Origin of the sequence: Moritella yayanosii, assembly GCF_900465055.1 — a bacterium.
GTDB classification, from domain to species: domain Bacteria; phylum Pseudomonadota; class Gammaproteobacteria; order Enterobacterales; family Moritellaceae; genus Moritella; species Moritella yayanosii.
Genome location: NZ_LS483250.1, coordinates 2,290,953 through 2,303,550 on the forward strand (window position 1 = coordinate 2,290,953; position 12,598 = coordinate 2,303,550).

Annotated in this window: 17 protein-coding genes and 1 pseudogene; 7 read left to right on the top strand and 11 right to left on the bottom strand. The window is 39.8% G+C overall.

Going from position 1 to position 12,598, the window contains the following annotated elements:
- Window positions 1-225 precede the first annotated feature (225 nt).
- Together MORIYA_RS21360 and MORIYA_RS21605 are read left to right on the top strand one after the other, a co-directional pair.
- Window positions 226-441 (top strand): annotated as a pseudogene (locus MORIYA_RS21360) (IS6 family transposase); the annotation flags it as partial.
- A 31-nt stretch (window positions 442-472) separates the two neighbouring features.
- Complete coding sequence (locus MORIYA_RS21605) at window positions 473-607, top strand: hypothetical protein (RefSeq protein ID WP_269461243.1); 135 nt, start codon at window positions 473-475, stop codon at window positions 605-607.
- A 13-nt stretch (window positions 608-620) separates the two neighbouring features.
- On the opposite strand, the gene MORIYA_RS20840 is transcribed toward MORIYA_RS21605, so the two are convergent.
- Window positions 621-767 carry a hypothetical protein gene (locus tag MORIYA_RS20840; RefSeq protein ID WP_162629268.1) on the bottom strand — a complete coding sequence of 49 codons (147 nt, stop codon included), beginning with the start codon at window positions 765-767 and terminating at the stop codon, window positions 621-623.
- Between the two features lie 149 nt (window positions 768-916).
- Here MORIYA_RS20840 and MORIYA_RS10530 point away from each other — a divergent pair, with 149 nt between their 5' ends.
- Together MORIYA_RS10530 and MORIYA_RS10535 are read left to right on the top strand one after the other, a co-directional pair.
- Complete coding sequence (locus tag MORIYA_RS10530) at window positions 917-1,699, top strand: ParA family protein (protein WP_232011597.1); 783 nt, start codon at window positions 917-919, stop codon at window positions 1,697-1,699.
- Complete coding sequence (locus MORIYA_RS10535; protein ID WP_112715030.1) at window positions 1,692-2,084, top strand: hypothetical protein; 393 nt, start codon at window positions 1,692-1,694, stop codon at window positions 2,082-2,084. Before MORIYA_RS10530 ends, MORIYA_RS10535 begins: the two co-directional genes overlap by 8 nt.
- Before the next feature lie 246 nt (window positions 2,085-2,330).
- Here MORIYA_RS10535 and iscX read toward each other — a convergent pair whose 3' ends face one another.
- The 9 genes from iscX to trmJ all read right to left on the bottom strand — a co-directional run bounded on the left by iscX (window position 2,331) and on the right by trmJ (window position 8,844).
- Entirely contained in the window at window positions 2,331-2,528 is a 198-nt protein-coding gene (gene iscX / locus MORIYA_RS10540) for a Fe-S cluster assembly protein IscX (protein ID WP_112715032.1), read from the bottom strand.
- 114 nt (window positions 2,529-2,642) lie between these two features.
- Entirely contained in the window at window positions 2,643-2,981 is a 339-nt protein-coding gene (gene fdx, locus MORIYA_RS10545) for an ISC system 2Fe-2S type ferredoxin (protein WP_112715034.1), read from the bottom strand.
- A gap of 3 nt (window positions 2,982-2,984) precedes the next feature.
- Window positions 2,985-4,844, bottom strand: a complete 1,860-nt coding sequence (gene hscA / locus MORIYA_RS10550) for a Fe-S protein assembly chaperone HscA (RefSeq protein WP_112715036.1) — start codon at window positions 4,842-4,844, stop codon at window positions 2,985-2,987.
- Window positions 4,845-4,874: 30 nt separating this feature from the next.
- Complete coding sequence (gene hscB / locus MORIYA_RS10555) at window positions 4,875-5,393, bottom strand: co-chaperone HscB (protein ID WP_112715038.1); 519 nt, start codon at window positions 5,391-5,393, stop codon at window positions 4,875-4,877.
- A 69-nt stretch (window positions 5,394-5,462) separates the two neighbouring features.
- The gene (iscA, locus tag MORIYA_RS10560) at window positions 5,463-5,786 is read right to left on the bottom strand and encodes an iron-sulfur cluster assembly protein IscA (RefSeq protein WP_112715040.1); all 324 of its coding nucleotides are present in this window, start codon (window positions 5,784-5,786) and stop codon (window positions 5,463-5,465) included.
- Window positions 5,787-5,794: 8 nt separating this feature from the next.
- A complete protein-coding gene (iscU, locus tag MORIYA_RS10565; RefSeq protein WP_112715042.1) occupies window positions 5,795-6,178 on the bottom strand; it encodes a Fe-S cluster assembly scaffold IscU in 384 nt (127 codons plus the stop codon).
- Between the two features lie 51 nt (window positions 6,179-6,229).
- A complete protein-coding gene (locus MORIYA_RS10570; protein WP_112715044.1) occupies window positions 6,230-7,444 on the bottom strand; it encodes an IscS subfamily cysteine desulfurase in 1,215 nt (404 codons plus the stop codon).
- 88 nt (window positions 7,445-7,532) lie between these two features.
- Window positions 7,533-8,006, bottom strand: coding sequence for a Fe-S cluster assembly transcriptional regulator IscR (gene iscR / locus MORIYA_RS10575; protein ID WP_112715046.1), 474 nt, complete (start codon window positions 8,004-8,006; stop codon window positions 7,533-7,535).
- A 121-nt stretch (window positions 8,007-8,127) separates the two neighbouring features.
- A complete protein-coding gene (gene trmJ / locus MORIYA_RS10580; RefSeq protein WP_112715048.1) occupies window positions 8,128-8,844 on the bottom strand; it encodes a tRNA (cytosine(32)/uridine(32)-2'-O)-methyltransferase TrmJ in 717 nt (238 codons plus the stop codon).
- 277 nt (window positions 8,845-9,121) lie between these two features.
- Between trmJ and suhB the strand changes: the two genes are divergently transcribed.
- From suhB to MORIYA_RS10595, 3 genes are all read left to right on the top strand, one after another.
- Entirely contained in the window at window positions 9,122-9,925 is an 804-nt protein-coding gene (gene suhB, locus MORIYA_RS10585) for an inositol-1-monophosphatase (protein ID WP_112715050.1), read from the top strand.
- A 176-nt stretch (window positions 9,926-10,101) separates the two neighbouring features.
- Window positions 10,102-10,404: an alpha/beta fold hydrolase gene (locus MORIYA_RS10590; RefSeq protein ID WP_232011598.1), complete on the top strand. Its 303-nt coding sequence runs from the start codon at window positions 10,102-10,104 to the stop codon at window positions 10,402-10,404.
- A 239-nt stretch (window positions 10,405-10,643) separates the two neighbouring features.
- Entirely contained in the window at window positions 10,644-11,282 is a 639-nt protein-coding gene (locus MORIYA_RS10595) for a patatin family protein (RefSeq protein ID WP_232011599.1), read from the top strand.
- 262 nt (window positions 11,283-11,544) lie between these two features.
- On the opposite strand, the gene MORIYA_RS10600 is transcribed toward MORIYA_RS10595, so the two are convergent.
- A complete protein-coding gene (locus MORIYA_RS10600; protein ID WP_112712331.1) occupies window positions 11,545-12,579 on the bottom strand; it encodes an IS110 family RNA-guided transposase in 1,035 nt (344 codons plus the stop codon).
- Window positions 12,580-12,598: the final 19 nt, after the last annotated feature.

Here is a 12,598-nt window from a genome sequence, read left to right on the forward strand (position 1 = left end):
TAGTTTAACGAGTCAAAGTTCAGTTATCGCCAAGAATAATGTTCCCCTAAGGAGGAAGGTCAATATGTTTTTCAAGAATATATTTAATTTTTTGAACACACGCAGGTTATACACATAACAGAGTAATCACCTGCCAGGGGATCGCCCTGTAAAGGGTTCTGTCACAAATACCTAAACATATAGTACAATTCAGTTCAGCTCTAATTTGTTAAGCGAGTGATCAATATGATCAAAGGTGCACATTTTCCTAGAGATATCATCTTAAACGCCATGCGTTATTACATTGCTTATAAACTCAGTTATCGTGATATTGAAGAGATACTTTTAGAACGTAGAATATCAGTTGATCATGCAACCATAAATCGCTGGGTTTTAAAGTATATTTCCATTCTAGAAAGTAAAATAATCAACAAGAAAAAACCAGTGAGTACATCATGGCGACACTGTCTATTTTCTATTAACTAAAAAGCCAATGGGTAAGAAAAAATGGAAAGATCGTAAATTAGGTGAATGGGTTGAGACATTAGTAAAAGGTGATGTGATCGTATTCCCTGAAAATTTAAAACTCGATAAGTTACGCCCAGATATTGGATTTAGATCGGAATGATTAATGCTATACACTAATCATATAGTGGGTTTAAGTAAGGCTTAACGCCAAAAACACGCCCTTGTCTTGCATCATCTTCTAGCGCGTAAACGCCTGCGGCAACCATGAGTATATCTTTGTTTGGCCAAGCTGAAAATTTATAGCGTTTTAAGCGTTTCATACCCGCACCTTATTTTTGATGATCTCATTGTATCATCTAAGACGCTGTATTTACGTAACATTAAAGTGTATAGCATTGATGATATACACAGTTTCATTTATGTATTACCCTGTGTGTAGCAATGATGCTATACATAAATGAGGTATGTTATGTCTGCTCGAATTATTATGATCGGTTGTCGTAAAGGTGGCGTTACCAAGACCACTACGACTGTGAACTTATCCTATGAATTAAGCTGTTTAGGTAAGCGAGTTCTGACACTCGATTTTGACGGGCAGGGCGATACAACCAAATTTTTCGGGCGAGAAGATGCTGAATTTTATATTGGTGATGCATTACTCGATCGTAAATTCGACATTACAAAATCTATTTACCCAGCGGTAGTCGATGGGGTTGAGTCCGAATTTCTTCATGTTATAGCGGGAAGAAAGGGCGATGTTATGACGAAACTCGATATGGATATGATGTTATTGCCAAGACGAGAAGAGCGATTAAAAATCCATTTAGATAAGGTCAAAGATAACTATGACTTTATCATTATCGATACGAACCCGGGTACATCGGTATTAGGATTAAATGCAATAATGGCTGCGACAGAATATGTATTCCCAACTGAATTTAAAGAGCATAGCTTGGACGGTGTTGAAACACTGTTAGAGCATATTCAAGATGTAAAATTTGTAGAAGAAGACGAAATAACATTTAAAGTGTTACCTGCCCGAATTCAAAAATCAGCAAAACGTGCATTGACTTATGGGACCGAATATTTAAAAGAGCGTTGGCCTAAGCAAACAACTAAAACAGTAATATGGGAACGTAGTTTATTTGTTGAAGCTGAGTTTGAGCATAACCCTGCATCGGTCACCAATAAAGCGCATGTCGCTGCACGTTACTACAAAGATTTAGCAAAAGAGATCATAAATAATGACTGAGCAAGAACAGCAACAATTAGCAGAATTGAAATCGAAAAGTAAGCTGTCACCAAAAGAAAGAGTACAACTTAAAATTCTAACGAAAAAAAGCAAAGCTGAAACGGTAAGTGAACCAGTGAAAACTGCGAATGTGTTTGCGGTCAAGCCTACGACAAAGATATCACCATTGCCAATTCGTTTTCTTGAACATGAGCGAGTAGGACTGAAAACATTAGCTAATGATATTAAATCGCAAAGCTTGATGGAGGTTATTGATGTGCTCGGTAGTGAGAATGACATCAATGATACCAAGCTTGTACGAGCTGCTGTTCTGCTGTTAAAGCAGCATTCCCATAACGAGATCATTGCAGCTATTAAAGAGACTAAATTGAATATGGTTAGGTAGCTTTATTTGTGTATAGCATTAATGCTATACACAACATTCCGCACCCCGTTTTATGAATAAACCTGCTGATATGTCGGCCCCATACAATCAATAATTATTCGATGTCGCTCTTTAATATTCAGCACTAACCGCTTACCTAATTTAATCTTTAATATTAACAAGTTAAAGAAAAAAAAGCCCATAGTCAGCATAACGCTAACTATGGGCTTATTCTCTATTAACGATTACCTATTAACAATTAAAGAGTTAATATTCATCAATCCAAGCAAGCATCACAGCTTCAAGAACACGTTCACCACAATGATTAGGATCATCGGTAAACTCTGCTAATCCTAAAATCATCCTACGTAAATCTGTAAATCTGACTAGATGTGGGTCTTGCTCTGGATAGTTTTCAGCTAGTGTAATTGCAATGTCGGTACTATCAGACCACGCTAATTCCATAAAACCTCCCTGAAATAAATATTGTGCAGCGATAAATTGACTGCACAGTTACTTTCAGTTTAGTTCGCTTAGGCTATTTATGCGCATCACGGAGGCATCTAGCTTGGCGAGCAATTAATTGCTTTCTGACACCATATTGATCGTGTATTTAGGGATCTCTACAACTAGGTCTTCATCTGCAACGGTTGCTTGACAACCTAAACGCGAATCAGGTTCTAAACCCCAAGCTTTATCTAGCATATCATCTTCAAGTTCATCACTTTCTACTAGTGAATCAAAACCTTCACGCACGATGACATGACACGTTGTACAAGCACATGACTTTTCACAGGCATGTTCAATGATAATGTTGTTTTTTAATGCAACATCAAGAATAGTTTCACCTTTCTCAACCTCAACAGATAAACCTTCTGGACATAACTCTGCATGAGGTAAAAATATAACTTTTGGCATTTCTTAGACCTTATCTACCGACTGACCCTGCAACGCCTTACGGATTGATGCATCCATACGACGAGCAGCAAAATCTTGTGTTAATTTATCGACTGTTTCAATTTCTTTTTCAATAGCATCTCTATCATCACTTTGACGGATCTGATCAAGCGTTTGCATCGCTGCTTCAATCGCAGTTTGTTCTGTATCTGACAATAAAGCTTTACCATCTTGCTGCAAGGCAACAATCAGACTTTCCATTACTCGGGCTGCTTCTAACTGTTGCTCAGCTAACATCCGCGCTGTTACATCTTCTTGTGCATACGTCATTGAATCTTTAAGCATGTTAGCCACTTCATCATCGCTTAACCCGTACGACGGTTTAACTTGAATAGAGGCGGATACACCCGATGATTTCTCCATGGCAGATACACTTAATAGACCATCAGCATCCACTTGGAACGTCACACGAATATGCGCAGCACCCGCTGCCATTGGTGGAATACCCGTCAGTGAAAAACGCGCTAATGAACGACAATCATCAACCAGCTCACGCTCACCTTGCAACACATGAATCGTCATCGCCGTTTGACCATCTTTAAACGTGGTAAACTCTTGCGCACGTGCGACAGGGATCGTGGTGTTACGTGGAATAACTTTTTCAACCAAGTTACCCATGGTTTCTAAACCAAGTGATAAAGGCGTAACATCCAATAGTAATAAATCTGAATCAGGTTTATTACCGACTAATACGTCAGCCTGAATAGCAGCGCCAATCGCAACAACTTTATCTGGGTTGATACTGGTGAGTGGCTCTTGAGCAAAAAACTCACCGACTTTGGCTCGGACTAACGGCACCCGTGTTGAACCGCCAACCATCACGATTTCAAGTATATCGTCTTTACTGATATCAGCGTCTTTTAACGAACGACGACACGCTAATAAAGTACGTTTAACCAATGGCTGGATAAGACCTTCAAATGTTGAACGGTTTAATGTTCCTTGCCAATTAACCGTTTCTATTGCGATATTAATCGCAACACTGTCGCTATCTGTGAGTGCTTGTTTCGCATGTCTGGCTTCCGTTAGCAGCAGACGTTGCATCGCTAGAGACTGCTTACCCACAAGCCCAGATTCAGCATAGATCCAGTCCACAACTAAATGATCAAAGTCATCCCCACCTAGCGCGGAGTCACCACCGGTTGCGAGCACTTCGAAAACACCTTTATGCAGACGTAAAATTGATATATCAAACGTTCCACCACCAAGGTCATAAACAGCAATAATACCTTCTTGACCAGCATCTAAACCATACGCGATCGCGGCTGCCGTTGGCTCGTTTAATAATCGTAAAACATTTAACCCTGCAATATTGGCAGCGTCTTTCGTACCTTGACGTTGTGCATCATCAAAATAAGCAGGTACAGTGATAACGACACCATTAAGTTCACCAGCAAGTGTCTCTGTTGCACGAGCTGCTAATGCTTTTAGAATTTCTGCTGATACTTGTACCGGATTAAGCTCACCTGCCACCGTCTTAATTAACGGTTGTCCGGATGCCGATTCAACCAGTATGTTCGGAATACGTGCTGGATCAATATCTGAGAATGCTTTGCCCATCAAACGCTTGACCGAAGAAATGGTATTTTCTGGATCGCTTATCGCTTGTTGTGCCGCGTCTTCGCCAACCACAACTGAATCCGCCGTATAGCGTACCACTGAAGGCAACATATCTCGGCCAGTATTATCAACTAAGGTTTTAGCACTGCCACTACAGACACTTGCCACTAATGAATTAGTCGTGCCTAGATCGATACCCACTGCAAGTTTATGTTCATGAGGTGCTGCCGCTTGTCCCGGCTCAGCAATTTGAAGTAATGCCATGTTTTAGGTTCTTAAATTTAAATTATTTGATTAATAATCAAGTAAACTATCTTCAAGTGTACTTAATTGTGTTTGCAGTTTATAAACAAACTTTAATTTACGCACCACATTCGCCGCGTCATTATAATGTTCGGTACTGACCAATTCATTAAATTCTTGCAAATATTGTTTGATTGATAAGGTTAACTCATCATCAAGTTCTGAAATTTCTTGTTCAGGATCAGCGGCATGTGGGATATCTTCAAGACGCTCGTGTAGTTCCATCTGCTGCATAAGAAACATTGGATCTTGTAATGTCTTTTGCTCACCACGAATATCTTCATGGCAAACGGCAAGGATGTATTCTGCACGTTGAATTGGCGACTTAAGAATTGAATAAGCATCATTAACTTGCGATGATTTTTGCACTGATAATAAGCGCTCTCGCTCACTATTGTTAGCAAAATTATCCGGGTGTAGTGTGCGTTGTAATTCTCGATATGTTGTTGCTAAACCGGCACTATCTAATTCAAAATTAACGGGTAAACCAAACAGCTCAAAATGGTTCATCTGACGACCTTTAATAAATAGATTAAATAAACAAAACCCAAATAACCAAGTTATTTGGGTTTATCAGTATTACACGTTGAAGCTTTCACCACAGCCGCATTCACCCTTCATGTTAGGATTATTAAATTCAAACCCTTCATTTAGGCCTTCTTTGACGAAATCTAACTCGATCCCGTCAAGATAAACGAGGCTTTTTTTATCCACGATAACGGTAACACCTTTTTCAACAAAAACTTCATCGTTTTCATCAATAGCGTCAACAAACTCAAGGATATAAGCAAGGCCAGAACAACCCGATGTTTTCACACCTAGGCGTAAGCCGGCACCTTTACCACGTTTTTCAAGGTAACTAGCAACGCGAGCAGCAGCAGAGTCCGATAAAGTAACTGCCATATTAACTCCTAAGACACTCTTTTCTTTTTGTAATCATCAATTGCGGCTTTAATTGCATCTTCAGCAAGAATTGAACAGTGAATTTTCACTGGTGGTAATTCTAGCTCTTCAGCAATAGTCATATTGGTGATCTTACCCGCTTGCTCAATGCTCTTACCTTTTACCCATTCGGTAACTAAAGAACTTGATGCTATCGCAGAACCACAACCATAAGTTTTGAATTTAGCATCTTCAATAATGCCGTCATCATTAATTTTAAGTTGTAACTTCATTACGTCACCACAAGCAGGTGCGCCGACCATACCAGTTGCGATAGATGGATCATTTTTATCAAATGAACCTACGTTACGTGGGTTTTCATAATGGTCGATTACTTTTTCGCTATAAGCCATGATATAACTCCTTCAAACTAAATATAAATTTTCGTGAAAAAAGGTGAACGATTAGTGGTGATCCCACTCGATAGTACTTAAATCGACACCATCTTTAAACATCTCCCATAGAGGTGACATGTCACGTAGTTTACTGATGTTGTCTTTAATGATGCTGGTTGCATAATCAACTTCTTCTTCTGTCGTAAAGCGACCGAATGAGAAACGAATTGAACTATGCGCCATTTCATCGTTTAGACCTAATGCACGTAGTACATAAGATGGTTCTAAACTTGCTGATGTACAAGCTGAGCCAGAAGAAACCGCAAGGTCTTTCAGTGCCATCATTAATGACTCACCTTCAACAAAGTTAAAGCTTACGTTTAGGTTACTTACGATACGTTGTTCCGCGTGGCCATTTAGATATACTTCTTCGATATCGGCAATGCCAGCCCAGAAACGTTTACGTAATGCTTCCGCATGGTCTGTATCTTGTTGCATTTCTTCTTTAGCAATGCGGAAAGCTTCACCCATACCCACGATTTGGTGAGTTGCTAATGTACCACTACGCATACCACGTTCATGACCACCACCGTGCATTTGCGCTTCAAGACGGACACGCGGTTTACGTTGTACGTATAGTGCACCTATACCTTTAGGGCCATAAATTTTATGCGCCGATACTGATAACATATCTACTTTCAGTTCTGAGAAATCGATTGGTAATTTGCCCGCACTTTGCGCAGCATCTACATGGAATAAGACTTTCTTAGCGCGACAAAGTTCACCCAATGCAGCGATATCATTAATCGCACCAATTTCGTTATTCACGTGCATGATACTAACAATGATTGTATCTTCACGGATTGCAGCTTCAAGGATTTCAACCGTAATTAAACCTTCAGGTGTAGGGTCTAAATAAGTTACTTCGTATCCTTCACGCTCAAGTTGGCGACAAGTATCCAGCACAGATTTGTGCTCAATTTTACTTGTGATGATGTGCTTGCCTTTCTTCTTATAAAAATGCGCGGCACCTTTAATAGCAAGGTTGTTTGATTCAGTTGCACCCGAAGTGATTACAACTTCACGTGGGTCTGCATTTACTAAATCTGCAATTTGATTACGAGCAATGTCTACTGCTTCTTCTGCTTGCCAGCCGAAACGGTGTGAACGAGACGCAGGGTTACCAAAAATGCCATCCATCGTTAAGCATTGCATCATTTTTTCTGCTACACGAGGATCTACAGGCGTAGTGGCAGAATAATCCAAATAAATAGGTTTTTTCATCTAGTCATTGCTCCATACAACACAGTTAAACCGCTAACCGTGTTCATACTTATAATTATAATTCTATTATGTTTTAATTAAACAATTATCAAATAATATTTACATCAATTTTGTTTAACATTTGACGGTCATGATCTTGATCATTAACGATCTGCTTTATCTCATTATTTGTCATCAAATCCGCAAGCGATATGTTATCAAGAAAATCACTAATCCGCTTACTTAAATCATCCCAAAGTGAATGCGTTAAGCAACGTTTTCCATCATTACAACCACCCGAAGAATCACACTTAGTCGCTTTTACATTCTCATCAACTGCATCGATGATCATACCAACAGAAATATCCCCAGGTAACATGCCTAATTTATAGCCTCCACCGGGTCCTCGTGCACTTGCTACCAGATTCTTTCGACGTAATCGAGAGAATAACTGCTCCAAATACGACAGAGAAATACTTTGCCGCTCGGATATTTCAGCCAGTGGTACAGGCTTCATTTCTGCGTGCAATGCAAGATCAATCATAGCTGTAACTGCGTAACGTCCCTTCGATGTCAATCGCATAGCAACCTCTAAACTGTTATTTAAAGCTATGGTTACATACCTGACTGAAATGGTCAAGTATATACCTGACTAATTTAGTCGGGTATTATTTTAGCGTCATCAATACGCTACTTCAACGCGACTATTTTTTAAAATTACGCTGGATAGACACTAATGCACCGCGTAAAATATTTAATTCAATAGTTTCAGGACGAGCACGGGTGAAGAGTCGACGTAAACGATTCATCACCACACCGGGGTGGGCTTTGTTAATAAAACCAGAATCCCACAATGTCTGTTCAAGATGCGTATGGAACATTTCAAGCTCCGCTTGCTTTGGATATGGGTTCTCTTGTTCAGGATAAGTGTTGGTAGCAAGATATGCCATACGTGTTTCGTACGTTAAGATCTGTACTGCCATGGCTAAATTCAATGAACTGTATTCAGGGTTTGCAGCAACACATACATGATAAGTACATTTTTGTAGCTCATCATTGGTCAAACCAATACGCTCACGACCAAATACCAGTGCCACTGGATAATTCGGTACTTCTTCAATTAATTTTAACCCAGCTTCACGTGAATCCAGCATTGGCCATTGCAGCGTGCGTGAACGCGCACTGGTACCAATCACAAGGCCACAGTCTGCTACTGCTTCTTCTAAGGTATCGACGATCGTTGCATTCTCTAATACATCTGCAGCACCGGCAGCTAATGCTACTGATTTCTCATCAATCTCACATAACGGAGCCACTAGCACTAATTGCGTGAAACCCATGGTTTTCATTGCGCGAGCAGCCGAACCAATATTACCAGGATGAGATGTACCGACTAATACAACTTTTACGTTTGCTAACATAATTAATACCTAAAAAGATGCATAATAGTCAAACAAGCCATTTAAACCACAGGTTGAAAGCAAGAGTTAGACTATTATTGGAGTTGTTAATTTATGGTCGCGAATTCTATCACAATTAACCCGTAGCTGATGTAATAAGCCGCGGTGAAAATGTAAAAATATACTAAGAATAAATATAAGGTGTAAAAAATTATAATAATTACTTTGGATCTTTACGTTAAGTTGGGTATACTCCGCGCCCTAATTCCCGTTCTTTCAAAAATTTGGTGGTAATAGTATGCATCCGATGCTAACAATCGCGATCCGTGCTGCGCGTGACGCAGGCAATGTAATCGTAAAAGCTTATGGTGATCCGAGCAAAACTAAGGTTGAGCAAAAAGGCACAAATGATTTTGTGACTAACGTAGAAAAAGAAGCTGAAGCAGCTATTATCGCTACAATTAAAAAAGCTTACCCAGAGCATACGATCATCGCAAAAGACAGCGGTGCTACAACTGGTGCAGATACAGACTACCAGTGGATCATTGACCCACTAAACGGTCATATTAACTTTATCAAAGGTATTCCACATTTCGCTGTATCAATCGCTTTACACGTTAAAGGTAAAGCTGAAGTTGCTGTTATCTTTGATGCTATCGGTGATGAAATATTCTCAGCATGTCGTGGTAAAGGCGCACAATTAAACGGTTACCGTTTACGTGCTGGTTCTGCTAAAGATTTATCTGGTACTGTTTTAGCGACAGGCTTCCCACACAGCATGAAGCATCAGCAAGATACTTACATGAACATCTTCGGCGCATTATTCTCTGAATGTGCTGATATCCGTGCCGCAGGTTGTCCTGCACTTAACCTTGCTTACCTAGCAGCTGGTCGTATCGACAGTTTATGGAGCATGGGTCAAAAACCTTGGGAAACTGCAGCAGGTAACTTAATTGCGACTGAATCAGGCGCAATCGTCACTGATTTCGCAGGCGGCCATGATTTCTTCAAATCTGGTAACTCAGTTGCAGCAGCACCACGTGTACTTAAAGATATGCTTGCTAAGATCCGTCCTAACCTAACTGAATCTCTAGCTAAATAATATTCGCGTGAATACGTTAGATTATTTAGTACAAAAAAATTAAAATTTAAAAAGCCCCGAAATTTAATGCAAATTCGGGGCTTTTTTATTTTTAACAAAATGTATTCCCACCGTTCATTGTCGCGATGGGGGTAAAAAATGCCTATGGCGAGCCAGCACGGAGCACTAAAGCCAACATGGACCGTTACATTCATCTGTCGTTGCGTCCAGGCGCTAAACAAGCTTATGCCTACACCATTGCCATGTTAGCTGAAAAAAACGATCGGCACGCACCGCTAAACTTCAGTAGCATCACAGCACCGACGTTACTGATGTGGGGTGAAAAAGATATTTGGGTTCCTGCCACACTGAGTGAGCAATGGCTCGCTAATATCTCGGGGTCAACCTTGATCACCTACCCTGATGCGGGTCATGTACCAATGGAAGAAATACCAGAGAAAACCTTGCAAGACGCGCTTACTTTTATTGATTTGAAATAAACCCTCGCTTTAAAAACTGGTGATAAAGGTGGTATCACCAGTATCCTCGACGGTTAGTCAACACCTTCTCGTTTTTGTCACCATAACGTCATCCTTGCTTCACTTAGCTGTCACAGTCTTATTCGATACTTATCAAGTAACACAGATACACATAACTACCAAATTTTGGTAGTTATCCTACGTTTGTTATACCCATTGCAGACATGGTGGTTAGAACAAGCAAATATATCGAGGTTGCTATGATTAAAACAGCACTTGTTGTTGAAGGTGGTGGTATGCGCAGCGTATTTACTGCTGGAGTATTAGATACCTTTTTAGACCATGGTTATGATCCTTTCGATCTGTTTATTGGCAGCTCTGCTGGCACCTTAAACTTATCTGCATTTATTGCAGGGCAAAAGAAATATTCGCTACGACTTATTAATCACCTTGCTAAATCAACTACCTTTGTTGATTGGACACGCTTTATCAAAGGTGGTAATGCCATGGAATTGGCTGAATTACATGATATATTAGCGCTACATGATCCTATCGATCTAATTCAAGCAACACGACGTTTAAACTCCCGCCCTTTTGTGATCACCAGTTGTGACAAATTAAAAGGCCAAGCAAGTTATCAAAATGCAGAACCGAGCCGTTGGTTTCGGCAGATAATAGCCTCGTGTGCCTTACCCATCGTGTTTCGTCCAGGGGTTAAGCTTGGTAATGATATTCATATCGATGGTGGGCTCGTCGATCCGATACCGGTAAAGAAGGCGGTCGATTTAGGGGCGAATAATATTATTGTGATCAGGACCAGAACCCGACAGTGGGTAGAAAAACTATCCCTTTTAGAACGTGTATGGACACAACCTCTATTGCAAGTAAAATTTCAATGAAAATGAAGGTATGACTGCTCACGTGTATTCGGTTTCTTAAATAATGCTTTTATTTAGCATCGAACCTCAATGGCTTCATTCGCACACTAGATCCCAATCGCTTACACGAGTTATTAACTCTTCGCTCAGTTAGGGTTTTTCTAGTGATGGTTTAACCTATTTTCCATCTCTCTTTTACTTTTGCAATTTTTAAATAATGTGCTTACTATTTGTAACCTAAGTATTACCTACAACTTCGAATATGAAAATTATTTTAATACAATCAACCAGCGGCCAATGTTTCTGTGTATTCGGTGTCGTTAGCAACTAACGCCCATGAAATTCGTGCTAATTTGTTAGCAAGTGCAACGATAACAACATTAGGGTGTTTTTTTTCACTCAAGTGTTTTATCCATAAACTTAAAGGGTCTGTCTTATCTTTGACATGACGAAAAGCTGCTCTAGCGCCATGAACTAATAATTTTCTTAAATAACCATCACCTCGCTTACTAATGCCGAGTAAATTAGCACGCCCACCTGTGCTGTATTGCCTAGGAACCAAGCCTAAAGATGCTGCAAAATCTCTGCCTTTCTTAAAGTGCTTACCATCACCAAGTGCCATTAACAATGCACTACAGACCAAAGGACCAATCCCGATAATTTTCATCAACTTTTTTCCTATGGGATTAGTTGCAACATTATTTTTAATTTGTGCTGTCAGTAAATCAATTCTTTCATCTACAAGAATTAAATCTTCCTGGAGCGTGAGCAACAAAGCCCTAAAATCAAATGTTAAACCGTTGTCGGATTCTTCTAACCACATTGGTATCGCTTTTCGTAAATAAGCGATACCAATAGGCGCTACAATGCCGTATTCACTGACGAGCCCTCTGATTTGGTTTGATTTTGCAGTTCTGTGGCAAATTAATTCTTCACGAACACGATGCTTAGATTGAATATCTTGTTGCTCAACTGTTTTTATATTAACAAAGCGCATATTAGGTCGGCTGATTGCTTCACAAATGGCTTCAGCGTCAACTTTGTCATTTTTGTTTGTTTTAACATAAGGTTTAACAAATTGAGCGGCTATTAATTTAACACTGTAACCAAGTGCTGTGAGCTCTCTTGCCCAATAATTAGCTGAACCACAAGCTTCCATGCCGATTACCGCGGTTGTTGGTACTCGTTTCACAATCGCCTTCAACCAAGTGGTGCGATTGTATTTTCCTTGCCAAACTATTGTTTCATTCTCATCAATAGCATGAATATGAAACACGTTTTTTGCCAAATCAACACCAACTCTAATTATATTTTTCATAATATGTCACCTATGATAA